19 protein-coding genes and 1 pseudogene are annotated in these 24,605 nt (G+C 72.9%); 6 read left to right on the forward strand and 14 right to left on the reverse strand.

Features of this window, described 5'->3' with window-relative positions; genetic code table 11:
- Positions 1-11: 11 nt before the first annotated feature.
- Positions 12-503 carry an Lrp/AsnC family transcriptional regulator gene (locus I2W78_RS35260; RefSeq protein ID WP_196464290.1) on the reverse strand — a complete coding sequence of 164 codons (492 nt, stop codon included), beginning with the start codon at positions 501-503 and terminating at the stop codon, positions 12-14.
- Positions 504-563: 60 nt separating this feature from the next.
- On the opposite strand from I2W78_RS35260, the gene I2W78_RS35265 reads away from it, so the two are divergent.
- Positions 564-1,772: a trans-sulfuration enzyme family protein gene (locus I2W78_RS35265; protein ID WP_196464291.1), complete on the forward strand. Its 1,209-nt coding sequence runs from the start codon at positions 564-566 to the stop codon at positions 1,770-1,772.
- A gap of 241 nt (positions 1,773-2,013) precedes the next feature.
- Here I2W78_RS35265 and I2W78_RS35270 read toward each other — a convergent pair whose 3' ends face one another.
- The 7 genes and pseudogenes from I2W78_RS35270 to I2W78_RS35300 form a co-directional block, all read right to left on the reverse strand.
- Positions 2,014-3,411: a GNAT family N-acetyltransferase gene (locus I2W78_RS35270; protein ID WP_196464831.1), complete on the reverse strand. Its 1,398-nt coding sequence runs from the start codon at positions 3,409-3,411 to the stop codon at positions 2,014-2,016.
- 215 nt (positions 3,412-3,626) lie between these two features.
- On the reverse strand, positions 3,627-6,284 hold the full coding sequence (locus tag I2W78_RS35275) for a DUF7824 domain-containing protein (protein ID WP_196464292.1): 2,658 nt from the start codon (positions 6,282-6,284) through the stop codon (positions 3,627-3,629).
- Complete coding sequence (locus tag I2W78_RS35280; protein ID WP_196464293.1) at positions 6,281-7,693, reverse strand: SWIM zinc finger family protein; 1,413 nt, start codon at positions 7,691-7,693, stop codon at positions 6,281-6,283. The genes I2W78_RS35275 and I2W78_RS35280 overlap by 4 nt, the downstream gene beginning before the upstream one ends.
- Positions 7,694-7,817: 124 nt before the next feature.
- Positions 7,818-9,060: pseudogene (locus I2W78_RS35285) on the reverse strand (IS110 family transposase).
- Between the two features lie 400 nt (positions 9,061-9,460).
- Positions 9,461-11,035, reverse strand: a complete 1,575-nt coding sequence (locus I2W78_RS35290) for an alkaline phosphatase D family protein (RefSeq protein ID WP_196464294.1) — start codon at positions 11,033-11,035, stop codon at positions 9,461-9,463.
- Positions 11,036-11,275: 240 nt separating this feature from the next.
- Entirely contained in the window at positions 11,276-12,724 is a 1,449-nt protein-coding gene (gene pdxR, locus I2W78_RS35295) for a MocR-like pyridoxine biosynthesis transcription factor PdxR (protein WP_196464295.1), read from the reverse strand.
- Between the two features lie 64 nt (positions 12,725-12,788).
- Positions 12,789-13,640, reverse strand: a complete 852-nt coding sequence (locus tag I2W78_RS35300) for an alpha/beta fold hydrolase (RefSeq protein WP_196464296.1) — start codon at positions 13,638-13,640, stop codon at positions 12,789-12,791.
- A 177-nt stretch (positions 13,641-13,817) separates the two neighbouring features.
- Between I2W78_RS35300 and I2W78_RS35305 the strand changes: the two genes are divergently transcribed.
- On the forward strand, positions 13,818-14,702 hold the full coding sequence (locus I2W78_RS35305; protein ID WP_196464832.1) for an RNA polymerase sigma-70 factor: 885 nt from the start codon (positions 13,818-13,820) through the stop codon (positions 14,700-14,702).
- Between the two features lie 200 nt (positions 14,703-14,902).
- On the forward strand, positions 14,903-15,664 hold the full coding sequence (locus tag I2W78_RS35310; RefSeq protein ID WP_196464297.1) for a GntR family transcriptional regulator: 762 nt from the start codon (positions 14,903-14,905) through the stop codon (positions 15,662-15,664).
- A 117-nt stretch (positions 15,665-15,781) separates the two neighbouring features.
- Here I2W78_RS35310 and I2W78_RS35315 read toward each other — a convergent pair whose 3' ends face one another.
- From I2W78_RS35315 to I2W78_RS35325, 3 genes are all read right to left on the reverse strand, one after another.
- A complete protein-coding gene (locus I2W78_RS35315; RefSeq protein WP_196464298.1) occupies positions 15,782-16,939 on the reverse strand; it encodes an ROK family transcriptional regulator in 1,158 nt (385 codons plus the stop codon).
- A 99-nt stretch (positions 16,940-17,038) separates the two neighbouring features.
- Entirely contained in the window at positions 17,039-17,704 is a 666-nt protein-coding gene (locus tag I2W78_RS35320; RefSeq protein WP_196464299.1) for a response regulator transcription factor, read from the reverse strand.
- A gap of 14 nt (positions 17,705-17,718) precedes the next feature.
- Positions 17,719-18,873, reverse strand: a complete 1,155-nt coding sequence (locus I2W78_RS35325) for a sensor histidine kinase (protein WP_196464300.1) — start codon at positions 18,871-18,873, stop codon at positions 17,719-17,721.
- 108 nt (positions 18,874-18,981) lie between these two features.
- Between I2W78_RS35325 and I2W78_RS35330 the strand changes: the two genes are divergently transcribed.
- From I2W78_RS35330 to I2W78_RS35340, 3 genes are read left to right on the forward strand one after another with little or no spacing between them, the layout of a single operon-like run.
- Positions 18,982-19,902 carry an ABC transporter ATP-binding protein gene (locus tag I2W78_RS35330; protein WP_196464301.1) on the forward strand — a complete coding sequence of 307 codons (921 nt, stop codon included), beginning with the start codon at positions 18,982-18,984 and terminating at the stop codon, positions 19,900-19,902.
- Positions 19,903-19,904: 2 nt separating this feature from the next.
- Entirely contained in the window at positions 19,905-20,630 is a 726-nt protein-coding gene (locus I2W78_RS35335) for an ABC transporter permease (protein ID WP_196464302.1), read from the forward strand.
- Positions 20,631-20,670: 40 nt separating this feature from the next.
- On the forward strand, positions 20,671-21,102 hold the full coding sequence (locus tag I2W78_RS35340; RefSeq protein ID WP_196464303.1) for a hypothetical protein: 432 nt from the start codon (positions 20,671-20,673) through the stop codon (positions 21,100-21,102).
- A gap of 603 nt (positions 21,103-21,705) precedes the next feature.
- On the opposite strand, the gene mug is transcribed toward I2W78_RS35340, so the two are convergent.
- From mug to I2W78_RS35355, 3 genes are all read right to left on the reverse strand, one after another.
- Positions 21,706-22,203 carry a G/U mismatch-specific DNA glycosylase gene (gene mug, locus I2W78_RS35345; RefSeq protein WP_307783926.1) on the reverse strand — a complete coding sequence of 166 codons (498 nt, stop codon included), beginning with the start codon at positions 22,201-22,203 and terminating at the stop codon, positions 21,706-21,708.
- Between the two features lie 44 nt (positions 22,204-22,247).
- On the reverse strand, positions 22,248-23,690 hold the full coding sequence (purB, locus tag I2W78_RS35350; protein WP_196464304.1) for an adenylosuccinate lyase: 1,443 nt from the start codon (positions 23,688-23,690) through the stop codon (positions 22,248-22,250).
- A gap of 68 nt (positions 23,691-23,758) precedes the next feature.
- On the reverse strand, positions 23,759-24,544 hold the full coding sequence (locus tag I2W78_RS35355; protein ID WP_196464305.1) for an SGNH/GDSL hydrolase family protein: 786 nt from the start codon (positions 24,542-24,544) through the stop codon (positions 23,759-23,761).
- Positions 24,545-24,605 lie beyond the last annotated feature (61 nt).

Raw genomic sequence — 24,605 nt, forward strand, 5'->3', positions numbered from 1 at the left:
GCCACGGTGCGTCACCCGGATTGAGCCGAGGGCGAAGGCGGCAGCAGGGGGCCGCAGTCCCACTGCTGGAAGATCAACCGGGTCTCGACCCGGGCCACTTCACCGCGGGCGGTGAACTCGTCGAGCACCAGTCGTTGCAGATCGGCCATGTCCGCGACCGCGACATGCACCAGGTAGTCGTCGGGACCGGTGAGGTGGAAGACCGTCCGCGACTCCGGCAACGCCCGGATCCGCTCCACGAACGGCCCCACCAGCTCCCGCCGGTGCGGCCTGACCTGCACGGACAGCAGGGCCTGCAGCCCGCGCCCCAGCTTGGCCGGATCCAGCCGCAGCTGATGTCCGAGGATCACGCCCGCGCGGCGCAGCCGGGTCACCCGGTCCAGGCAGGTCGACGGCGCGACGCCCACCTGCGCGGCGAGGTCGCGGTAGGTCGTCCGGGCGTCGTTCTGCAACAGCCGCAGCAGATCGAGGTCCACCGGATCCAGTACGACAGATTCGGCCATTGGCCGAACGTAACACGGGTTCGGCTCCTTGTGACCCGGTCGCTGTTCACTCTGCAGGGCATGGACTCCGTGATCAGGGACGCCTACGACGACGTACGCACCCCATCGACAACACCGAGAGCGCTGGCCACCGAAGCCGTGCACGCCGGGCGGGACGATCTCGCCCGGCAGGGCCTGCACACCCCGCCCATAGACCTGTCCACGACTTATCCCTCGTACGACAGCCGGGCCGAGGCCGTCCGCATCGACGCCTTCGCCACCACCGGCGCCGAACCGGACGGCCCGCCCGTCTACGCCCGGCTGGGCAACCCGACCGTCGCCCGCTTCGAGACCGCCCTCGCCCGCCTCGAAGGCACCGAGTCCGCCGTCGCCTTCGCCAGCGGCATGGCCGCGCTGAGCGCGGTCCTGCTCGTACGGGCCTCCCTGGGCCTGCGCCACGTCGTGGCGGTACGGCCCCTGTACGGGTGCAGCGACCACCTCCTCACCGCCGGTCTGCTCGGCTCGGAGGTGACCTGGACCGACCCGGCCGGCATCGCGGACGCGCTGCGCCCCGACACCGGGCTCGTCCTGGTGGAGTCCCCGGCGAATCCGACCCTCGCCGAACTCGACCTACGGGCCGCCGCGCGCGCCTGCGGCTCGGTACCGCTGCTCGTCGACAACACCTTCGCCACACCCGTACTCCAGCGCCCCGCCGAACAGGGCGCGCGACTGGTCCTGCACAGTGCCACCAAGTACCTCGGCGGGCACGGTGACGTACTCGCCGGCGTCGTCGCCTGCGACGAGGAGTTCGCGGGGCGGTTGCGGCAGGTGCGGTTCGCCACGGGCGGGGTGCTGCATCCGCTGGCCGGCTATCTGCTGCTGCGCGGGCTCGCGACCCTGCCCGTGCGGGTGCGGGCCGCGTCCGCGAACGCCGCCGAACTCGTCCGCCGCCTCGCCGCCGACCCGCGCGTCGCCCGCGTCCACTACCCGCGCATCGGCGGCGCGATGATCGCCTTCGAGGTGCATGGCGACCCGCACCAGGTCATCGCGGGCGTCCGTCTGATCACCCCCGCCGTGAGTCTCGGCAGCGTCGACACCCTCATCCAGCACCCGGCGTCCATCAGCCACCGCATCGTGGACGCGGACGACCGCCGGGGCGCCGGGGTCGGCGATCGGCTGCTCAGGCTGTCGGTGGGACTGGAGGACGTCGACGACCTCTGGGCCGATCTGGACCGTGCGCTGGGGGAGCCGGTGCAGGCGCGGGCGGCGGCCCGGGTGTGGCACGCCTGAGCCGTGTGATGGCGTTGGGGGCGGTTGGGGATGGCTGGGAGCTCATGACCGTGCTGCCTTGCATGATGCCGTCGGGGGCGGCCGGGGCTTCCGTCATCGTGCTGCCCTGCGAGGGGCCGTCGGGGGCGGCCGGGGGGCGGCCGGGGCTTCCGTCATCGTGCTGCCCTGCGAGACGCCGTCGGGGGCGGCCGGAGGGCGGACCGGCGTCCGTCACCGTGCCGCCCCCGACCCGTCGGTCAGCTCACTCCCGTACGATCCGCTCGCCGAGCCGCTCCTCGTCGTACGGCAGCCCCGAACGAACCGGCGTCGCGTCCAGCCGGGCCGTGATCACCAGGGTGCCCTCCTCGATCTGGTAGTCGAGGGGCAGGCCCAGTCCGCGCATCGCGGCGACCATCCCGGTGTTGGACGACTGCGTCACGGCGTACACGCTCTCGCAGCCCGCCTCGACCGCCATCGCCACCAGCCGGCCGAGCAGTTCGGCGCCGATACCCCGGCGCTGCCACTCGTCCTCGACGAGCAGCGCGACCTCCGTCTCGTCCCCGTCCCACAGCAGATGGCCGAGCCCGACGATCCGCCCCGATGCGCTCTGCACGGCGAGCGTCCGGCCGAAGCGCGGGCTGAGCAGGTGGTTGAGGTAGCGGTCGGCGTCCCCGACCGGCCCGTGGTAGCGCATCGACAGCGTGCGCGCCGAGCACCGGTCGTGCATCGCCTTGGCGGCCTGAAGGTCACCGATGTCGGCCCGGCGCACGGTGATGGCGTTGCCCTGCGGCAGCGTCAGCACGTCCTGGCCGCGCGGTACGCGCGGCCCGAGCCGGGCGTCCAACTCCACCAGGGCCCGCGCCCGCGCGAACTCGGTCGGCGTGAACGGCAGATACGGCCGCTCCACGGTGATCACTCCGCCTTCCGGTGCCCGCAGCCGCATCACGGTGTCCTCCAGAACCCCCTCCACCGGCACGCCGTCCGCCGCTCGGCCGCCGCCCACCGGGGCCGCGGGCAGCGAACGGATCGTGCACCGGCCGAGCAACTGCCGCAGCGCGAGCGGTAGTTCGGCGGCGTCCAGCGCCGTACGGGTGGCCAGGCCCAGGACCCGGGTCGGCGCGTCCACCAGGTCGTGGGCGTCGGCCCGCTCAATCCAGGTGCCCCTACCGCCCGCCTGGGACACCGCCCGGGTCAGCTCGGACGCCGCGAGCCCGGCGGGGGCCCGGAGCAGGAACTCGTCCACCGTGCCGTCACCCAGCGGATGCGTCTGCAGGCTCAGGATGTCGACCCGGTGCCCGGCCAGTGCCGTGCACAGCGCGGCCAGCGACCCGGGCTCGTCCTTCACCGTCGTCCGCATCCGCCACAGCGCGCCCTCCCCGGACTCCGACTCCGGGTTCGCCGAGGACGCCGGCGTGAACGGCCCGGCCTGCCGCTCCGGGGAGGGCGGCCGGGCGCCGGTATCACTGGTCGGCGGTGCGTGACCATGGCGGCGTGACCACCAGATGTGGAACGCCGCCGTGGCGAGCAGGGCGATCGCGGAGATCACCAGCAGCGCCGGGCCGTCGGGGCCGTGGCCGATCAGGTTCGCCACGGCGTCCGCCACCGCGACGGCGGTGAACAGGGCGGCGAGTTCCACGACGTCCCGTCGCCAGTGGTGCACGGGGCGGCCGTGTTTCGCGCGCGTCACATCAGACATGTCTCGACTCATGGACCCACTGTGAAGGAAGGGTGTTGCGTGATCACGAACGCTTTGTGACTGATCGGTAAAGCGTGGATCTGCCCCTTTTGTTGCTCTTTCTACGGCTGTGCTGCCGCGGAAGGTTGACCTGGGACGACGTGCCTGTCCAGTCACCGTCCTGTACCAACCGGCCTACGTCATGCGGCCACCTCCTCGCCCAGCGCACTGCGCAGCCGGCGCGCCTGTGCCACCAGACGCGAGGAGCCACGCCGGGCCGCCGTCTGCGCCAGGTGCGGCAGATCGCCCCGCGCCCCCGACCGCTCGGCACACTCGGCCGCCACCGCCAGCAACTCCCCGAGCCCCCGGGCCGGCGCGGCCGTCCCGCCGGTCGAGAGATCGGCGAGCAGCACGGGCAGGGTCCGGCTGAGGACGCTCCAGATGGTGGCGTTGGCGCCGGTGGCGGCCGCCGTCCGCGCCGACTCGGCCAGCCGCTGTGTCTTCACCGCGCCGCTCCGGACCAGCTGTCCGAGGTCCGTGCCCAGCCGAGCCGCGTCCAACTGCCCGCGCGCGGCCAGCACCAGCAGCGCGTCCACTGCGACGAGCCGGTCCTCCGCATGCCGCGCCCCGAGCCCGTAGGCCAGACCCAGGTGGACGGCCTCGCCCGCCTCGCCGTCGGACTCGGCGAGCGGCGGCAGTGCGGCGGCGGCACCTCGGGAGTCGTCCACGGCGAGGTCGGACAGGTCCCGCAGCAGCCGCGCCGCCACCAGCTCCCGCGCCTCCGGGAGCAGGGCCGACCAGTGCTGCCGTATGTCGTCGTCCCAGTGGTAGCACCACCGCTGCTTCTGGAGGACGCTCGTCGGCCTGCCCAGCGGCTGGAACTCCGCCGGGAAGTCCTGCTGCAGATCGGGGACCTCGTCGAGCTCGACCAGGACGCGGGGACCGGAGGTCCGCCTCTGGACGGTGGGGAGCGCGGGGGTCGCGCTCGTCAGCCAGGCGGCGAGCCGTGTCCCCTCCTCCGTGCCGAGAGCGGACGCCCGCCGGGCCGCCGACTCGGCCGCCTCCCGGTCCGCGCGGCGCACCCGCAGCAGGGCCTGCGCGAAGTCGGTGGCCGCGACCCGGGCACCCAGTCGCCGGTAGGTGTCGAGGCGGTCGACCAGCTCGGCCGGTTCCAGCAGGCCCGTGCTCCAGGTCGGGGTGGACAGCAGGAAGGGCAGTGGATCGGTGCGCAGCCGGTACGCCACTTCCCACAGGCGGCTTTCGAAGGCTCGGTTGAGGGCACCGTGCGCGCAGTCATGGGAGGAGGTGGAACCACGCTGGACGCGCGCGTGCAGCGTGGCCGTGCCGATCCTGCCGCGCAGGGTGGCGAGGAGCAGGTCGAGGCCGTCGGCGGCTTCGGTCATGCCGCCGTACGAGCTGCCGAAGATGTCGCGCGGCGTGGCGCCGTCGGTGCCGTCCCACCAGCGCCGGGTGATCACCGGCTCCAGGGCTGCCAGCAGGGCCTCGCGGTCCTGGTGCGCATGCCGGACGAGGCCCTCCAGGGCCCGCTCGAACGCGGTCACTCCCGGCTCCGAGGCCAGCGCCGCCCCGACCTCCTCGGCCAGTTCCACGGCGGACGCGGCGGCGGGGGCCAGACGCGTCGGCCGCGGTGCCGGGGGCAGCAGCTCCTCGTAGCCCGTCGGCTCGGGATCCGCGGGTGCCGTGCCCAGTGTCCGGACCGCCCGGGCGCGCAGGCCGGGAATCAACTGCTCGGCGGCCATGGCCAGGTCCGCCCGTGCCTCCACCGGGTCGAGCTTCTTGGCATGCCGCTCCACCAGCTTCAGTGCCCGCTCCTGGACCTCCGCGTCCTCGTGTCCGAAGGCCTGCGCGACGGACGGCAGCAGCTCCCCGGCCGCCGAAGGGTCCCGCGTGAGTACCTTGCCCAGCAGCACGAGCTGGGCCCTCACCAGCTTCTTCTCGGTCCGGAACAGCACCGCGTCCGACATCTCGGCCAGTTGGCGTGACTCCAGCTCGCCGTCCAGAGCCAGGGCCCCGAGGACGGACTGGGCGTACGAGGCCACCGTCGACGTCGCGTCCGAGGCCAGCGCCAGCCAGTCCGCCGTCCGCTCCCGCTCCTCGTTCCGGGTGAGCGCGAGACTCTTCAGCAGGCGCAGGAACACTCGCTGATCGGCGACCGGACCACCCCGCAGCAGCCGGGCCACGCACGCGTCGACCGTCGCCCCGCGGTCGAGGGCGCCCTCGACGGTCAGCTGCGCCAGCGCGCCGGTCCAGCTGTCCGGGCCGTCGTGGTTCGGCCACTGCAGCCGGCTGCCGATGTCGGCCGTCTCGAACAGTGCGGCGACGAGCTCGCGCAGATGCGGATCCTGCCGCAACCGGTCGAGCAGCGTGCCCCCGCGCTGCCACGAGCCGTGCAGGTGATCGACCCAGCCCTGGACGTAGGCGTCGGTCGTCGGCACCGGGCAGCCGGACAGCCGAACCAGACCGGCCATCAGCTCGTACGGCACCCAGGCGGTGACCGGCCGCTGCGCGAGTCGATGCGTCACATCCGCCAACCAGTCCGTTTCCCGGTCGCCCAGGACATGCAGCAGCACACCTGGCGACACCTGCGACCAGCGCAGGTCGGCGGCGGCGATCCAGCTCGCCACTCCCGCCGCACCCGTCTGGCACGCCGCCCCTGCCGCGTGCAGCGCGGGGTACGCGCGACGCGCGTCCGACTCCCAGGGCGCCACCCGCAACTCCTTGCGCAGCGCCTTCAACTCGGGAAACCGCGCACGCCGTTCGGCGTCCGTCATCCCGTCCAGCAGGCCCACCACCTCGGCCGTACGGCCCGCCCGCACCAACTCCATCAGCTCACTCATCGCACACCCCCGTCGACCCGCTCCGTCTGCCCGACCTGCCCCACGGCGACCCCGCGCCGCACCATGCGCACCGCCAGCGCGTGCTTGCACGGCCCGCGCCCGCCCCGGTACTTCGCCCACCACAGACAGCTGCAACTCAGCACCCCCGCCTGCTCGCGCACCCGGTGCACATGGCCGTCCTCGGCCGTCACCGTGGCGACCGCGCCGTCCAGCGCGACCGCGCCCGCCGCCACCAGTGCGCGGGCGGACCGCAGTCGCGGGTTGTGCCGCTCCACGCGCTCGGCGTCGTAGGGCAGTTCGCGGTGGAAGTAGGCCGCCTCCGCCACGTCGTACCCGACGCGCCCCGAGGTGCCGAGGCGGACCAGAGCCGCCCGGACGCGCTCGGCGCTCAGCCCGGAGGCGGCGGCGAGGTCGGAGACGTCGACGCGAGGCTCCCACGCCAGCAGTACCGAGATCAGCTCCGCGTCCTCGGCGGCCTCGTCGGTGGCCAGCGCGTCGAGGACGCCGCCCTCGCCGGAGAACCCGCGCGAGGCGTCGGGGGACAGCGTCAGCGTGAGCCGCATGCCCGGCAGGACGGCCTCCCAGGCGGCGGCCGTGGCGGCGGCGTCGCCGGTGACCGCGGGGCCGTACACCCGCAGGGCCGTCGCGTGCCGCAGCACTCGCTGGAGCGCGATCAGCCGCTCCGGGCCGGGCAGGCACACCGCGCCGGGCACGGCCCGGGTGCTCGGCCGCAGCCCGCGACCGGCCGGTACCACCCAGCGGGCGCCGCCCGACGCGCCGCGACCGCCGCCCCGGGGCAGCGACCGCAGGAACCGCACCGCCTCGGCGGCCGGCAGCTCCGCCCGCAGGTCGAAGCCGGCGGCGATGACCTGGGCCTCGGCGAAACCCCGCAGCCAACGGTCGGGAAGCGGGACCTTCTTCTCCACGACCGGGCCGTCCAGCGTGGTCACCGCCAGCTCGTCCGGGCCGACCCGGAGGTGGAGCGGGTCGGTCGAGCCGATCCTCGACAGGGCCTCGCGCAGCGGGTTGTTGACGTCGACGTTCGTCGTCCCGTGCCCCACCGCGTCGCCGTCGAGGCCCGCCTCCAGGACGTCCAGGCGCGCGTACACCCCGCCGCAGCCGGAGAACGACTCGAAGCGCAGTCGGTCGCCGTTGCCCGTCACGACCGGATCGAGCGAGGCGCGCAGCTGCCGCTGGTAGTACCGCGCCGCCGCCACGTCCGCCACCGCCAGCAGCCCCGCCGCAGCAATTTGAGGTGCCGTCAGAAAACCTGCGAAGAACTGCGGATGGTCCTGCACGCCCGAGGGCGTCGCACCTCGTGAGGTCTCCAGACCCAGGCGCTGTCCGTCCGCCGCGGACTCCAGCACGGAGGGTCGCCGATAGGCCACGGCCTGCAAAGATCGCGTCATGGGAAAACCGTAGAGGCGACCACTGACAATCGGCTCTGACGCGTAAATAGGTCCAGGTCAGGGGTTGTTTGGGCAGGGCTGAGCGTCCGGTGGCCGCAGGGGCTGCCGGGCGGTCGTGGGGTGGTCAGGCTGTGGTTCCCAGCGGGTTGAGGGTGACGGTGTAGCCGAGCTGGTTGAGGGCGTTGATCGCGCGGCGGGTGGCGCGTTCGGGGTCGCGCTGGGTGAAGTAGGCGCCGCCGAGCTCGCGGTAGGTGACGTGGTCGGTGAGCATGTGCCAGATCGCGGTGATGATCGAGTGCTCGACGGCGACCAGGGCCCTGAGCGGGCCGCGGCGGGCGGTGAGCCGCTTGTAACGGGCTTGCAGGTAGGTGTCTTTGGTTCTCACCGCGCCGAACGCCGCGAGCCCGAGTGCTCCCTTCAGGTAGGGATTGCCGGGGCGGACCTTGGTGTTCTTGGTGGCCGGCGGACTCGTGGTGGCCGGGGCAGACCCCGGCCCAGGAGGCGAGGTGCCGGGCGGAGGCGAAGCGGGCCATGTCGCCGCCGGTCTCCGCGACGATCACCTCGGCGACCGCGCGGTTGATCCCGGGGATGGTGTCGAGCAGGTCGAGGGCGCCTCGAAAGGGGGCCATCGCCTCCTCGATCCGCGCATCCAGCTGCCCGACCGCATCCGTGAGCTGGTCGTAGTGGTCCAGGTGCAGCCGGACCAGGAAGGCATGATGGTCGCGGAAGCGGCCGGTCAGGGCCTCGGTGAGTTCGGGAATCTTGTTGCGGAGCTTGCGTTTGGCCAGCTCCGCGAGGGTCTGTGGTTCGCGTTCGCCCGAGACGAGAGCCTCCAGCATGGCCCGGCCGGAGACGCCCATGATGTCGGAGGCAACCGCGGCAAGTTTGATCCCGGTGTCCTCCAGCAGCTTCTCCAGGCGCTGGACGATCTGGCCGCGCTCGCGGGTGAGCTGGGTGCGGGCGCGGGTCAGGTCCCGCAGTTCACGCACGGGCTGGTCGGGCACGAACGACGGCCTGACCAGGCCGTGGGCGCCGAGCTGGGCCAGCCAGGCCGCATCGGAGACGTCGGTCTTGCGGCCGGGCAGGTTCTTGACCTGCCGGGCGTTGACCAGGATCACGGCCAAGTCCTCGGACAGCAGGTAGTAGAACGGCTTCCAGTAGTCGCTGGTTGCCTCGATCACCACCAGGGTGACCTCGGCGGCGAGCAGGTGATCCCGCAGCGCAAGGACCGCGTTCGTCGTCGAACCCCACGTCGTGGTCTCGGTGGTGAACGACCCCCGCCGTTTCGCAGTCGGCGTGCGAACGCACACCTTGGCGTCCTTCTTGCTGATGTCCACACCAGCGCAGCGTTCGTGCAGCACGTCCACAGCTCTGCTCCCTCCCAGCCGGCAACCGGTACACCGTTCCGGGAGGGCCAGGGCGAAACAGGAATTCTGACGCACGTGCTCACAGCAACACTCCACGGTTCCCGTGGACGGCCCTCAGTGCCACGCTGACCTGCGAGCTCACCGGCATCACAGAGACATCGGCTTCGGCCGGAACGAACCCCTCCAGCGTCCCGGACCGGCATCACCCCACGTCAGGGCAGACGGAAGCACCTTCGGCGCACGCCACGGGATTTACCACGCCCCCGGCGCGCACCAAAGGTGCGCTGGTTCGCTGACCTGCGAAAACACCTCGGTGGCACGGGCGTTGAGGCCGATACGACCGTGCCGCGCCCCGGGGGATGACGCCGGTGCGCGGCACGCGTTCACGAGGGTACGGGAGCTACTGGCCGACCCGCCCCGGCTGCAGCGCCTTCGTGAACAGCACGGTGCCGTCCTGCTCGCGCAGGCGGACCGTCAGCTCGGCGGTGTCGCCGTCGATGTCGACCTCGCCGAAGAACTGGTAGCCGTTCGCGGGGGAGACGTTGGCGGTCGTCGGCGCCTTCACGAACACCCGCTCCGGACCGAAGGTGTTGTCGAGGGCGTTCGCCGGGAAGGCACCGGCGTTGAGCGGTCCGGACACGAACTCCCAGAACGGCTCGAAGTCGGTGAACGCGGCCCGCGACGGCTGGTAGTGCTGCGCCGACGTGTAGTGCACATCGGCCGTCACCCACACCGTGCCCGTGATCCGCCGGTGCTTGATGAACCGCAGCAGCTCGGCGATCTGCAACTCACGGCCGAGCGGAGCGCCCGGGTCGCCCTGCGCGACCGCCTCGATGTTCGGCTTGCCGTCGCCGGTGTCCGGCACGACCAGACCGAGCGGCATGTCGGAGGCGATCACCTTCCACACCGCACGCGACCGGGACAGCTCCCGCTTGAGCCACTGCAACTGCTCGCGGCCGAGGATGCCCTGCGGGTCGGTGGTCTGGTCGTCCGTCGAGTTGGCGTTGCGATAGGTGCGCATGTCCAGGACGAACACGTCCAGCAGCGGGCCGTGGTGCTGCACCCGGTAGACGCGGCCCTCGGGGCGGCGCAGCGTCGACATGGGGAAGTACTCCGAGAACGCCTGCCGGGCGCGCGCGGCGAGCACGTCGACGTTCTTCTCCGTGTACCGGCTGTCGGAGAGGATCTCGCCCGGGTACCAGTTGTTGGTGACCTCGTGGTCGTCCCACTGGATGATGGACGGCACTCGGGCGTTGAACGCGCGCAGGTTCTCGTCCAGCAGGTTGTAGCGGAAGTTGCCGCGGAACTCCGCCAGCGTCTCGGCGACCTTCGCCTTCTCCTCGGTGGTGATGTTCCGCCAGGTCCGCCCGTCGGGCAGCGCCACGGTCTCGGTGAGCGGGCCGTCGGCGTAGACGTTGTCGCCGCTGCAGATGAAGAAGTCCGGGTCGAGGGCGGCCATCGCGTCGTAGATCCGGTAGCCGCCGAGCTCCGGGTTGATGCCCCAGCCCTGGCCGGCCAGGTCGCCGGACCAGACGAACCGCACGCCGTCACGCCGCCGGGCGGGCGCCGTACGGAAGGTGCCGGTGACCGGCTCCCCGGTACGGCGCGGGTCGTCCGGGTCGGCCAGCAGTACGCGGTAGTGGATCTGCTCGCCCGACGGCAGACCGCGCAGCAGGGTCGTGCCGGTGAAGTCGGAGTCCTTGCCGAGCAGCGGGCCGTACCACCTGCGAGGGTTGCGGAACGACTCGGTCGCGGAGGTCTCGACGACCATCCGGGCCGGGCGGTCGGAGCGCACCCACACCAGCCCGGAGTGCGCGGTCACGTCGCCGGTCTGCACGCCCCAGCCCGCCTTGGGACGCCCCGACAGGGCGAGGGCCGGCGCCGCGCCGAGACCGACGGGCAGAGTCAGGGCCGCCGACGCGGCGAGAGAGCCGCGCAGAACACTGCGGCGGCCGGGCAGGGGTCGGTGTGACATGGGTGCGCCTCCAGGACAGGACGGATCCGGCCAGTTGCCATGCCACAACTACTGGGATGCCGCAGCGCATACGCAAACCAGGAGTGAACAACGGACCGCGGGGACACGGGGAGCGAAATGTGACGCCGGGGGATGTTGTGACGCGGCGGTGCGTTCCGGCGACGGATGCCCCAGGAGCACGGCGACGGATGACCCAGGCGCGATGCCTCAGGCGGACGTGGCCAAACGCGCCGTACACCCCTACCCGCCCCGTACCGCCTCCGCCATCACCCGCACCCCCTCCCGAATCCGCCCCGGCGACACGTGCGCGTACCCGAGAACAAGCCGCACCGCCGCGTCCCCACCCCCCGAAACGCCCGCACGCGCATACGTGCACTCCGACAGCGCCCGTACGGCAACCCCAGCCGCCCCCACGCGCGCGAGGAACCGCTCCGGCGGCCCGTACCGCTCCGGCAGCGTCGCGATGACGTGCAGTCCCGCGGCGATTCCGGACACCTCGGCGCCGGGGAAGTGCTCGTCGAGCGCGGCCACCAGGGCGTCACGCCGTTCGCGGTACGCGCGCTGGCAGCGCCGCAGCTGGCGGTCGTAGTCGCCGCGTTCCAGGAACCGGGCGAACAGCGCCTGGTCGAGGGTGGGATGGCCGAGGTCGTTGGTCCGCTTGCGGGCGATGACGTCGTCGGCCAGCCATTCCGGTACGAGCAGCCAGCCGAGCCGCAGCCCCGGGGCGAGGGACTTGCTGACCGACCCCATGTAGGCGACGTGTTCGGGGTCGAGGCCCTGGAGCGCGCCCACGGGTGCCCGGTCGTAGCGGAAGTCGCCGTCGTAGTCGTCCTCCAGGACGAGCCCGTCCACGGACCGCGCCCAGTCGAGCAGTTCGGCGCGGCGCTGCGCGGAGTACGCGATCCCGGTCGGGTACTGGTGCGCCGGCGTCGTCACCACGGCCCGTACCCCGGACGACCGCAGCGGACCCATGGCGAGGCCCTCCTCGTCCAGCGGCAGCGGCGCGGAGGTGACGCCGGCCGAGGCGTACACGCCGTCGTGCTGCGGGCTGCCGGGATCCTCGACGCCGATCGCCTGCATACCGCGCGCGTGCAGCACGATCGCGAGCAGTGCCGTCGCCTGGGTCACGCCGGAGACCACCACGATGCGCTCCGGGTCGGCGACCACGCCCCGGCGGCGGCCGAGCAGTTCGGCGAGTGCGGTGCGCAGCCTGGGGAGCCCTCGCGGATCGGGGTAGCCGAGGCCGTGGTGCGGCAGCTCCGCCAGCACCTGGCGCTGTGCGGCGACCCAGGCGGCGCGCGGGAACAGTGACAGGTCGGGCGTCCCCGGCACGAAATCGGCGCGCGCGCCGCAGGTGCGGGGAGCGAGGTCACGCGCGCGCGGGTGCGCGGCCCGGACGGCGTCGCCCACCCAGGTCCCCGCGCCCCGGCCGCTGCGCAGATAGCCCTCGGCCGTCAGCTGTTCGTACGCCTCTGTGACCAGTCCGCGTGACACGCCGAGATCGGCCGCGAGGTCCCGGCTGGACGGCAGCCGCGTGCCCGGCGCGAGGCGCCCGGAGCGGACCGCGGCCCGCAGCGCGGCTTGCAACGCGCGACCACGCGCGCGTGCGGGTGCCGAGGCGGCGGGCAGCAGCAACTCCCAGGCGGCGGAGCCCACCTGTTCCGCCCCATGGGTTGGCGAGGGCTTCATGGAGGGGACATTAGCGGCGCGGACCGAGGGCACCGCCGCCGGATGATCGTCCTGGAGGAGGTCCTCAGGGAGTGGCCCTCGCGACGGGCCGGCTGCCGTCGAGCAGCACGCGCGCGACGAGTGCCGGGTCGTCGTTCATCGGGACATGGCCGCAGCCGGGGAGCCGGATCAGCCGGGCCTTGGGCAGCACGTACTTGGCGCGGATGCCCTGCCTGGGCACCAGCAGCCGGTCCCTGCTGCCCCAGGCCACGGTGACCGGGATGCCGGTGATCTCGTCGGTGAACTGCACGTCCCGGCCGCTGCGGAGGGTCTCCGAGAACCCCTGGGCACGGGCCAGTGCGAGGGTCTCGGCGACCACCGCCTCGGGCGAACGGCGGCCAGGACGGGCGTAGATGGTGCTCGTCAGCAGCGTGCGGCCCACCGCGGGGCGGGCGAGCGCCTCGACGACGGGCGGCGGCATCCGCCGGGCGAGCTGCCGCATCGCCATGAGCACGGTGAATGCGTAACGGCGCTCCGCCTGCGACCAGAACCCGGCGGGCGACAGGGCCGTGACCGACCGCACGAGGTTGTCCCGGCCGAGTTCGAGGGCCAGCAGGCCGCCCAGGGAATTGCCCGCCACGTGGGGCCGTTCGAGCCCCAGCGCCTCGCACAGCGCGGCGAGCACGGTGGTCATCGTCGGCAGGTCGTGCGCGAGGCCGTCGGGGAGCGCCGGGGACTCTCCGAACCCCGGCAGGTCCACGGCGATGACGTCCCGTTCGGCCGCCAGGACGGGGACGACCGGATCCCATGCCTGCCGGTGGTGACCTATGCCGTGCAGCAGAACCAGTGGTTCACCTGTGCCCACGCGCGCGTACGCCAGGCTCATGCTGCGCGGGCCGTGCGGGGTGGGGACCTTGAAGGAGACGGTGGCGGACATACAGCTCCTCGCCGAGGACTCGGGGCCGGACCCCGAGGGCCCGGACCGGACATGGTGTAGACACCTTGTCAGCAACTGCTACCGACGGGTAGCCCCCGGCACTCCGAACAGACCGACGGGTAGCCCCCACACCCCAAACAGATGGACACGACCGGACAGGTCGGATGGGATGAGGTGGTGACCGCCGACACCGCCACCGAGGTCTTCGAAGAGCACCGCTCCGTCCTCCTGGGCGTCGCCTACCGCATGCTCGGCCGCGTCGCCGACGCGGAGGACGTGGTCCAGGACGCCTGGCTGCGCTGGTCCGGCGCCGACCGCGCCGACGTGCGCGACCCGCGCGCGTACCTGGTACGCGTCACCACCCGCCTCGCTCTCGACCGGCTGCGCCAGATCAAGGCCCGCAACGAGGCGTACGTCGGCCCCTGGCTGCCCGAGCCTTACGTCACCGAGTTCGCGGACACCGCCCCGGACACCGCGGAGCGGGCCGTGCTCGCCGACTCCGTCTCCCTCGCCGTCCTGGTGGTACTGGAGTCGCTGTCGCCGCTGGAGCGGGCGGTGTTCGTGCTCCGGGAGGCCTTCGGCTACCCCCACGCCGACATCGCCGCCATGCTCGACCGCACCGAACCCGCCGTACGGCAGCTGGCCGGCCGTGCCCGCAGGCACGTCGAGGAGCGGCGGCCGCGCTACGACGTCGATCCCGACCAGCGCCGCGACCTCACCGAGCGGTTCCTGGCCGCCGCCGGGGACGGCGACATCGACGGCCTCATGGCGCTGCTCGCCCCTGACGTCCGTCTCGTCGGCGACAGCGGCGGCAAGGCCAAGGCGCCGCTGCGGGTGCTGGAGAGCGCCGACCACGTGGGCCGCTTCCTCGTCGGCGCCGCCGCCAAGGGGATTGCGGACATGTCGTACCGCTTCCTGGAACTCAACGGCGGTCCCGCGGTCCTCCTCCTGTCCGGCGACAAGCCTGACGCCGTGTTCCAGCTGGACGTCCTCGACGGCCGCGTCCAGACCGTCTACGTCATCCGCAACCCCGACAAGCTGCGATCACTGGCCACCGCGTAGACGCCGTTGTGTCACGTATGTGGCGCGGTGCGAACGGCCCGTGAACCCTCGGCCGCATCCCACCGGTGCGGCGCCCGAGGGATCGAGGATTGGTCTTGACCAAGGGTGAGGGCCGTCCTATGGTCGCAGATAAGTACAACAACCTTTAATAAACAAGGGCGCTAAAACGCCGCCGGATCACGGCGATTGCGGAGGACAGGGTGGGGACCACGCAGCTGGAATCGGTGCCGGAACCTAAGTACTGGCATCTCAAAACCGTGCTCACGCAGGCACTGGACTCCGAGTTCTCGGTGGGTGAGATCCTGCCCAACGAGCGCGACCTCGCCGCCCGCTTCGGCGTCGCCCGCGCCACGCTCCGCCAGGCTCTGGAACAGCTGGAACTGGAAGGCCGGCTGCAACGCCGCCGCGGTGTCGGTACGACCGTCGCCCCGCCGCGCGTGGGCGTGGCCGTCGGCACCGAACAACACGCCTGGCCCGGCGGTCCCGGTGACGCCTGGCAGGCCGTCGACTGCACCGTCGCGGCCCCGCCTGCCGCGGTCGCCGACGCCCTGGAGACCGGCCGCGACGAGCCCGTGCACATCGTGCGGCGCACCCGCACGACGCACGGCCAGCCCGTCGCCGCCGAACTGCTCTACATCCCCGCGGCGTCGGTGCCCGACCTGTCCGCCATCGACACCCCGGCCGGACCGGCACGCGCGCGTGCCGTGCTGCGCGAGCTGCAGCGCCTGGAGCTGGAGGGCCAGGACCGCGCCGTCGAACTCGGCTCGGCCCGCGCCGACGACGCCAAGGAACTCGACCGCCTGCCGGGCGCGCCGGTCCTGGTCGTCACTGCCCGCTTCGTCGCCGCGGGCCGCACCGCGGCGGTCTCCGTGGCGACGTATCGCGCTGACACGTGCCGGTTGACGTTCGGCGACTCGGGCGGCGTGGAGATCCACGAGGACCCGCAGCGCCGGGCGTCCTGAACGCCGCAGGCCTTTACCGCACGGCGCCCCCGGGAGCACTCCCGGGGGCGCCGCGCGTCGCCCGAGTCGGGCGTCGAGTCCGGGGCGCCGCCTCTCAGGCGGGGGACGAAGCGCCCCTCACCGCCGCGCCGTCACCGTCCCCTCCACCGCGAACAGCTGCTCCTCCACGTGATCCAGGGCCAGCCGCAGCGCCCCGGTCGCCACAGCCGCCTCCCCCAGCAACGAAAGCGCGACTTTCGGCGGCCGCAGGCAGTACCGCGCCAGTTCCCGCCGCAGCGGATCGAGTACGCCGTCCAGTCCCGCCGCCCAGCCGCCGATGACGACCAGCTCCGGGTCGAGGGCCAGTACGAGGGCGGCCACGTCGTGCACGAGCCGCTGGATGAACCGGTCGACGGCGGCCCTGGCCCGCTGGTCGCCCTCGCGGGCCTGCGCGAAGACCTTGGCGACCGCCTGCTCGTCCAGCGGATGCAGGGGCTCGTCCGTGGTGGACAGCAGCGTCTCCGGCGTCGCCTCCCGGCCCAGCAGATGCAGCGCGCCGATCTCACCGGCCGCCCCGCCGTACCCCCGGTGCAGCCGCCCGCCGATCAGCGCGCCGGCGCCGGGGCTCAGCCCGGCCAGCACGAACACCACGTCGTCGGACTCGGTGGCCGACCCCTTCCAGTGCTCGGCGACGGCCGCCGCGTTGGCGTCGTTCTCCACCAGCACCGGGCACTTGAAGGAGCGGCCCAGCCGTTCCCCGAGCCGCAGCCCCGTCCAGCCGGGCAGCGCGGTACCCAGCCGTACGGTCCCGTCCGCCTCGACGATCCCGGGCGTCGCCACCCCCACCGCCCGCAGCGAGCTCCGTGCGACCCCGGCCCGGCGCAGCAGCTCGGCCACCGCAGTGCGCAGTCGCTCCAGCCGCTCGTCGGCGTGAGCGGTCTCGTCGACGTCCTTGGCCTGCGCGCCGACGATCCGCCCGTCCAGGTCCGCGAGCAGCGCGGCGACCCGGTGCGGCCCGATCTCCAGCCCCAGCAGATGCCCGGCCTCGGCCCGGAACCGGAACCGCCGCGCCGGCCGCCCCTGACGCCGCGTGGCGCCCTCCTCGGCCGCCTTCTCCACCACGAGACCGGCCTCGATCAGCCCCTCGACGACCCCCTCGACCGTCGGCCGGGACAGCCCGGTCACCCGGGTGATCTCCGTCAGCGTCGCGCAGTCCGTGGCACGCAGCGCGTGCAGCACCACCGCGGAATTGATCCTTCGCAGCAGCGAGGGATCCCCGCCGGTCAGCCGCCCCAACGTCCGTCCTCCCAGCTCGTGCGCGTGTTGGCCGGATCGTACTCGGCACCGGCGGAAAGCGGCGAGTGCCGTAAGCCCCCAGTCCGCTCAGGACCCGGCTCAGCCGGGAGAGACGAACCCCGACTCGTACGCCGTGATCACCGCCTGCGTGCGGTCCCGCGCCCCGAGCTTCGCCAGCACCGCGCTGACGTGCGACTTCACCGTCTCCGTGCCGACGACCAACTGCCCGGCGATCTCCGCGTTCGACAGCCCACGGGTCATCAGCCGCAGCACCTCCGCCTCCCGCTCGGTCAGCTGCGCCCGCTCCAGCACGGCCCGCGCCGCCGTGTTCCCGCCCCCGTCGCCGTGCTCGGCGGCCAGTTGCCGCACCGACGCCGGGAACAGCAGGGACTCGCCCTCGGCGACCAGCCGCACCGCGTGCACGATCTCCGCCGGCCGGGCCCGCTTCAGCAGAAACCCGTCGGCACCCGCCCGCAGCGCCTCGTAGACGTACTCGTCGTTCTCGAAGGTCGTCACCACCAGGATCTTCGGCGGATCCGGCACGGTGCGCAGCACCGCGCGCGTGGCCTCGATGCCGTCCAGCAGCGGCATGCGCACGTCCATGGCGACCACGTCCGGCCGCAGTTGCCGCACCAGCGGAATCACCGCCGCCCCGTCCGCGGCCTCCCCGACCACCTCCAGATCGGGCTGCGCCTCCAACACGGCCCGCAGACCCGCTCGTACAAGGGGTTCGTCGTCGACGAGGAGAACGGTGATCGGCGGCATCCCGCCAGCGTAGATCAGCCCAGCGGCAGCTCGACGTGCACCTGCCAGTCGCCGTCGTCGGGGCCCGTGTGCGCCCGGCCGCCCAGCAGCGCCGCCCGTTCCCGTATCCCGCGCAGCCCGCTGCCCCGGCCGGGCCCGGGTATCGGCGCGGGCAGCGGATTGCGCACCTCCAGGTCGAGTCGGCCGTCCGCGACCCCGACCCGCACCCGCGCCGGGACACCGCCCGCGTGCCGCAGCACGTTCGTCAGCGCCTCCTGAAGGATGCGGTAACCCTCCCGGGAGACCGGACCGGGCACCGTGGCCAGTGGTCCGGTGAACTCGGCGTCCACCTTCGCCCCGGAGGCGCGCGCGGACTCCAGCAGCCGGTCCGCCTCGACGAGCGTCGGGCGGCTGCTCACCGGACGCTCCGCCTCGCGCAGGATGCCGAGCACCCGGTCCAGATCCTCCAGCGCGGCCCGCCCGGTCTCCTCGATCGCGCCGAGCGCCCGGTCCGTGAACGCCGGATCGCCCGCCGCCCGCGCGGCGCCCGCCTGGACCACCGCCACGGTCAGCGCGTGCCCGATGGAGTCGTGCAACTCCCGTGCGATCCGGTTGCGTTCCAGCAACTGCTCGGTGCGCTCCTCCAGGGCGGCCAGCCGCTCGGCCGCCGACGGCCCGAGGAGCCGGCGCGCGATCGCGGTGATCAGCTCGCCGAGGCCCACCACCGCCGCGGCCATCACGATCAGGGGCAGCGGGACCAGGAGGGCGAACGCCCAGTGCGGTTCGTCGATGCGCAACAGCGGGTTGTCGTCCTGCGGCCGGCCGAGCGCCGCCGAGGCCAGGTCCAGGGCGAAGACCGGCATCCATATGGTCGTGAACGCGGTCGCCGCGGCGAGAACCGTCCGAACCTCCAGCCACAGCACCGTGCGCAGCCGGTCGCTCCAGGTCGTCGACGGCGCTGTGGAGATCCCCGAGTCCGACTCGTCCGGGGTCAGCATGAACTTCGCCTGAAGTCCCTCGCCCCGCCGCACGGCAGGGATCAGTCCGACGGGGACGAACAGCAGCGCGGGCACCCACGGCCGTGACATGTCGATGAACATCCACACGCTGTACAGCAGCACCGGAACCCACAGGTGCAGCAGGCGCGTGTACGTCGTCCCGCGCAGCAGCGGGCGCAGAGGGCGGACCATCGCCTCATCGTGCCAGCCGGCACTGACAACGAGCCTCCCCCGAGCGGGGGAGACGATCTCCCCGCACAGGGGAGGCACGGCGCCCGGGGCGGCGGCCAGGCTGGGGCCATGACCAGCATCGACGTCCGAGACCTCACCAAGGAGTACGGCACCCGGCGCGCCGTCGACCACCTCACCTTCACCGTCGAGCCCGGCCGGGTCACCGGCTTCCTCGGGCCCAACGGCGCCGGGAAGTCCACCACCATGCGGCTCGTGCTCGGCCTCGACCGGCCGACCTCCGGCACCGCCACCGTCGGCGGCCGCGCCTACGCCACGCTGCACGAGCCGCTGCGCGAGGTCGGCACCCTGCTCGACGCCCAGGCCGCGCACGGCTCGCGCACCGGACGCGACCACCTGCGCACCCTCGCCGCGAGCAACCGCATCCCGCTGTCCCGGGTGGACGAGGTGCTGGCGGAGACGGGCCTGGCCACCGCGGCCCGCCGCCGGGTGAGGACGTACTCCCTCGGTATGCGCCAGCGCCTCGGCATCGCGGCCGCACTGCTCGGCGACCCGCCCGTCGTCCTGCTCGACGAGCCCTCCAACGGCCTGGACCCGGAGGGCATCATCTGGATCCGCACGCTGCTGCGCCGGCTCGCCGAGGAGGGCCGCACGGTGCTGGTGTCCAGCCATCTGATGAACGAGACGGCGTCCTTCGCCGACCACCTGGTGGTCCTCGGCCGGGGACGCCTCCTCGCCGACATGCCGATGCGTGAGTTCATCCACGCGCGCGTGCAGCCACGCGTCCGGGTGCGCACCACCCAGGACGCCGCCCTGCGGGAGCTGCTCGCCCGGCACGGCTACGAGGCCGCCCCGGGCGACGACGGCGGGTGGATCGTGCAGCACGCGCGCGTGGAGGACATCGGCCGTCTCACCTCCGAGGCGCGGGTGCCCGTCCTTGAACTGGCCCCCCAGGAAGGGACCTTGGAACAGGCCTACCTTGATCTGACCGCCGCCGAGACCGAGTTCACCGCCCAGCCCCAGGAGGCCTGACCATGCCGTTCACCCCCGTCCTGCACGCCGAGTGGCTGAAGATCCGAACCCTGCGCTCGCTGTGCGGCGCGCTCGTCGCGCTGTTCGCCGCGACCACGGCGTTCTCCGCGATCGCCGCCACGGACGGCGCGTCCGACCCCGGGTTCGACCCCCTGTTCACGGCGTTTCTCGGGATGATGCCCGGCCAGATCGCCGCCGTCGCCTTCGGTGCCCTCGCCGTCTCCTCCGAGTTCACTGGCGGCGGGCTGCGCCTCGCCCTCGCGGCGGTGCCGCAGCGGGGCCGCTGGTTCGCGGCCAAGCTGACCGCCGTCGCCGTACCGGTGTTCCTCGTCGGACTGGTCACCGGCGGCGCCTCGCTGGCCGCCGCCCGCGCCGGCATGGGCGCGGCGGCGGACGGACTCACCGTCGGCGAGCAACTGCGCGCCATCCTGGGCTGCGGCGTCTACCTCACGCTGATGGCCCTGTTCGCGGCCGGACTCGCGGCCCTGCTGCGCAGCGGTATCGGCGCGCTCAGCATCCTGATCCCCTTCCTCCTGGTCGTGTCCTTCGTGATCGGGGACGCCGCGGGCGGCGTGACCGACTTCCTGCCGGACCGCGCCGGCCAGGTCGTCCTGCACAGCACATGGGAGGGCTCCCTGGGGCCGTGGACCGGGCTCGCCGTGACCGCGGCGTGGACGGCGGGCGCGGTGGCGGCCGGTGCGTGGAGGGTTCGGCGGCGGGACGCCTGACGCGGCGCCAATTGTCAGTGGTGCCGGGTTTACTGGACGCATGAACATCGCACGGTGCCTGGACACGATTGACCGGCTGTGCTCCCGCCCCTTTCCCGCGGAGCACGGCCGGTCGGACGTCGGCCGAGAAGGACCGGGCTACTACATAACGGAGTTAGGAGCCGCGGACCCGCAGTGCGCACACGGGGAGCGCACGGCCGAGGACGTCGAGGCGTTCAGGGAGGGGATCGCCCAGCTACTCGACGAACGGTGGGGGGCGAAGCCCCTGTGGGGCATGCTCACCCTCCGGGTGCGCGGCGAGCGGGGCGAGGAGATACCGGAGCCGTGGGCGAGCATCAGCGCCCAGGCGGACGACCTGTACGTGTGGGAGGCGACGGGAACGGGCCGATGGGTGGCGCTCGGCATCGCCCACGGCGACGAGGCGGACCCGGCCCGGCTGCTCGCCGTCGTCACGGAGGTGGATCCCGAGTGACTGGCCGACCTTCCGCACGGCAGTTGCCCTGGCGCTGACCTGCCAGCCCTCCGCACGGAGGCGGTCCCACGTGACCGGTGTCAGCCTCCGCGCGGAGGTGGCCTTACGTGACTGGTCGCAGCCCTCCGCACGGAGGCGGTCCCACGTGACCGGTCTCAGCTTCTGCACGGAGGTGGCCTTACGTGACTGGTCGCAGCCCTCCGCACGGAGGCGGTCCCACGTGACCGGTCTCAGCCTCCGCGCGGAGGTGGCCTTACGTGACTGGTCGCAGCCCTCCGCACGGAGGCGGTCCCACGTGACCGGTCTCAGCTTCTGCACGGAGGTGGCCTTACGTGACTGGTCGCAGCCCTCCGCACGGAGGCGGTCCCACGTGACCGGTCTCAGCCTCCGCACGGAGGTGGCCTTACGTGACTGGTCGCAGCCCTCCGCACGGAGGCGGTCCCACGTGACCGGTCTCAGCTTCTGCACGGAGGTGGCCTTACGTGACTGGTCGCAGCCCTCCGCACGGAGGCGGTCCCGCGTGACCGGTCTCAGCTTCTGCACGGAAGTGGCACACGTGACCGGTCTCAGCCTCCGCACGGAAATGGCCCCACCCGACCGGTCTCAGCCCTCCGCAGCCACCCGCAGCCGCGCGAACTCCTCCGCCATCGTCTGAGCCGTCCAATGGGCGTTCAGCCCGGAGGGGTTGGGCAGCACCCACAGCCGCGTGTCCCCGATCCTCCGCATCTGCGGCCCCACCCGCGCCTTGCGGTCGTCGAAGGCGGCCCGGTACGCGGTGACCCCCACCACCGCCAGCCAACGCGGCCGCAGCCGCGCCACCTTCAGCGACAGCAGCCGGCCGCCCTCGCGGTACTCCTCGGCGCTCAACTCGTCGGCCCGGGCAGTCGCCCGCGCCACCACGTTCGTGATGCCGAGCCCGTACGACGGCAACTCGCCCTGTTCGGACGGTTTCATCAGCCGGGGCGTGAAGCCGGACAGATGCAGCACCGGCCAGAAGCGGTTGCCGGGGCGCGCGAAGTGGTGGCCCGTCGCCGCGGTCATCAGACCGGGGTTGATACCGCAGAACAGCACGCGCAGGCCGTCCGCGACCACGTCCGGCACCAGACGGTCGCGGGCGGCCTCCAGCTCCTGTGGAGTGAACCGCGTCAGAGGATCGCTCCCGGCGTGTAGCCCGCCGCCTCCGGGCGCTGCTTCACGATCTCCTCGATCCGGCCGACCACGGCCCCCACCTGGTCGGCGGCGGCACCGGTGAAGGAGAGCTTGTCGGCCATCAGCTCGTCGAGCTGTGCCCCCTCGAGCGGGATGCGCTCGTCGGCGGCGAGCCGGTCCAGCAGCTCGTTGCGCTCGGCACCCTGCTCACGCATGGCGAGGGCGCACGCCACGGCGTTCTCCTTGATCGCCTCGTGGGCGACCTCACGGCCTACACCCGCCCGCACCGAGGCCATCAGCACCTTGGTCGTCGCGAGGAACGGCAGATAGCGGTCCAGCTCCCGCGCCACGACCGCAGGGAACGCGCCGAACTCGTCCAGCACCGTCAGGAACGTCTCCAGCAGCCCGTCCAGCGCGAAGAACGCGTCCGGCAGTGCCACCCGGCGCACCACCGAGCAGGACACGTCGCCCTCGTTCCACTGGTCGCCCGCCAGCTCGCCGGTCATCGAGGCGTAGCCACGCAGGATCACCATCAGGCCGTTGACGCGCTCGCAGGAGCGGGTGTTCATCTTGTGCGGCATCGCGGAGGAGCCGACCTGGCCCGGCTTGAAGCCCTCGGTCACCAGCTCGTGCCCGGCCATCAGCCGGATCGTCTTCGCCAGCGACGACGGAGCGGCAGCCAGCTGCACGAGCGCGGTGACGACCTCGTAGTCGAGGGAGCGCGGGTAGACCTGACCGACCGAGGTGAACGCCTGCGAGAAGCCCAGGTGCCGGGCGATCCGCTGCTCCAGGTCCGCGAGCTTGGCGGCGTCCCCGCCGAGCAGGTCCAGCATGTCCTGCGCGGTGCCGACCGGGCCCTTGATGCCGCGCAGCGGGTAGCGGCCGAGCAGCTCCTCGATCCGCCCGTAGGCGACCAGCAGCTCGTCGGCGGCGGTCGCGAACCGCTTGCCCAGGGTGGTGGCCTGCGCGGCGACATTGTGCGAGCGGCCGGCCATGACCAGCTCGCCGTACTCCCCGGCGAGCTTGCCCAGGCGCGCCAGCACGGCCACGGTGCGGTCGCGCACCAGCTCCAGCGAGAGCCGGATCTGCAGCTGCTCGACGTTCTCGGTCAGGTCGCGGGACGTCATGCCCTTGTGGACCTGCTCGTGCCCGGCGAGGTCGTTGAACTCCTCGATCCGCGCCTTCACGTCGTGGCGCGTGACCTTCTCGCGCTCGGCGATGGAGGCCAGGTCGACCTGGTCGAGGACGCGCTCGTAGTCGGCGATCGCCGCGTCCGGCACCTCGATCCCGAGGTCCTGCTGGGCCCGCAGCACGGCGAGCCAGAGCTGCCGCTCCAGCTTCACCTTCTGCTCGGGCGACCAGAGCGTGGCGAGCTCGGCGGAGGCGTAGCGTCCGGCGAGGACGTTCGGGATACGGGGCTTGGCGGGCGCAGAAGTCACGTAACCGGATTCTACTGGCGGTTCGTGCAGGCCAGCGCCACGGGTGGGTTCGTCGGAACCTACGAGACCTACGCGGGATCCTTGTACGGCAGCAGCTCGGGCCGCTTCGGGGGGCGGCCGTCCCCGGAGGAGCGGCCCGTGAGCCGGCGTCCTATCCACGGGAACAGATGCTGCCGGGCGAACCGGACGTCCGCCATCCGCCGCATCACCCATCCCGGCGGCAGCGTGGCCGGCATCGGCACCCGCCAGTGCGGGTCCTCGGCCTCGTACCCGAGCGCCTGCCACACCGCCTCCGCGACCCGGCGGTGCCCCTCGGCCGTCAGGTGCAGCCGGTCCACGTCCCACAGGCGCGGGTCGCTCAAGGACGCCGCCCCGTACAGGTCGACCACCGCCGCGCCATGCCGCGCGGCCAGCTCGTCGACGCACGCGAACAGTTCCTCCATGCGCGGCCGGAACCGCTCCAGCACCGGCCCCTGCCGGCCCGGGCTGCGCATCAGCACCAGCTGCTTGCAGGCCGGGGCCAGCCGCTCCACGGCCTCCTCCAGCAGCCCGCGCACCCGGCCCATGTCGCACTTGGGCCGCAGTGTGTCGTTGAGGCCGCCGACGAGGGTGATCACGTCCGCGCCCATCGCGGCCGCCACGTCCACCTGCTCGTCGACGATCTGCCCGATCAGCTTGCCGCGCACCGCGAGGTTGGCGTACCGGAAGCCGGGCGTGCTCGCGGCCATCCGCGCCGCGAGGAGGTCGGCCCAGCCCCGGTAGGTGCCGTCGGGCAGCAGGTCCGACATGCCCTCCGTGAAGGAGTCGCCGACGGCGACCAGGCTGGTGTACGTGGGAGAGGCGTTCGTATGCATGGCGTCAGAGATGGTATCCCGAGGCGCATACCCGCCGGTCGGTCACCCTCTCCGCGCCGCC

It is taken from the genome of Streptomyces spinoverrucosus (assembly GCF_015712165.1).
GTDB lineage: Bacteria > Actinomycetota > Actinomycetes > Streptomycetales > Streptomycetaceae > Streptomyces > Streptomyces spinoverrucosus_A.

What these genes read in the sequence shown, in the direction of transcription:
- I2W78_RS35330 (WP_196464301.1), top strand. Translation starts at nt 18,982, where the DNA reads ATGACCAGCATCGACGTCCGAGACCTCACCAAGGAGTACGGCACCCGG.
- pdxR (WP_196464295.1), bottom strand. Translation starts at nt 12,724, where the DNA reads ATGAAGCCCTCGCCAACCCATGGGGCGGAACAGGTGGGCTCCGCCGCC.
- I2W78_RS35355 (WP_196464305.1), bottom strand. Translation starts at nt 24,544, where the DNA reads ATGCATACGAACGCCTCTCCCACGTACACCAGCCTGGTCGCCGTCGGC.
- I2W78_RS35340 (WP_196464303.1), top strand. Translation starts at nt 20,671, where the DNA reads ATGAACATCGCACGGTGCCTGGACACGATTGACCGGCTGTGCTCCCGC.
- I2W78_RS35300 (WP_196464296.1), bottom strand. Translation starts at nt 13,640, where the DNA reads ATGTCCGCCACCGTCTCCTTCAAGGTCCCCACCCCGCACGGCCCGCGC.
- I2W78_RS35265 (WP_196464291.1), top strand. Translation starts at nt 564, where the DNA reads ATGGACTCCGTGATCAGGGACGCCTACGACGACGTACGCACCCCATCG.
- I2W78_RS35275 (WP_196464292.1), bottom strand. Translation starts at nt 6,284, where the DNA reads ATGAGTGAGCTGATGGAGTTGGTGCGGGCGGGCCGTACGGCCGAGGTG.
- I2W78_RS35290 (WP_196464294.1), bottom strand. Translation starts at nt 11,035, where the DNA reads ATGTCACACCGACCCCTGCCCGGCCGCCGCAGTGTTCTGCGCGGCTCT.
- I2W78_RS35320 (WP_196464299.1), bottom strand. Translation starts at nt 17,704, where the DNA reads ATGCCGCCGATCACCGTTCTCCTCGTCGACGACGAACCCCTTGTACGA.
- I2W78_RS35325 (WP_196464300.1), bottom strand. Translation starts at nt 18,873, where the DNA reads ATGGTCCGCCCTCTGCGCCCGCTGCTGCGCGGGACGACGTACACGCGC.
- I2W78_RS35335 (WP_196464302.1), top strand. Translation starts at nt 19,905, where the DNA reads ATGCCGTTCACCCCCGTCCTGCACGCCGAGTGGCTGAAGATCCGAACC.
- I2W78_RS35260 (WP_196464290.1), bottom strand. Translation starts at nt 503, where the DNA reads ATGGCCGAATCTGTCGTACTGGATCCGGTGGACCTCGATCTGCTGCGG.
- I2W78_RS35280 (WP_196464293.1), bottom strand. Translation starts at nt 7,693, where the DNA reads ATGACGCGATCTTTGCAGGCCGTGGCCTATCGGCGACCCTCCGTGCTG.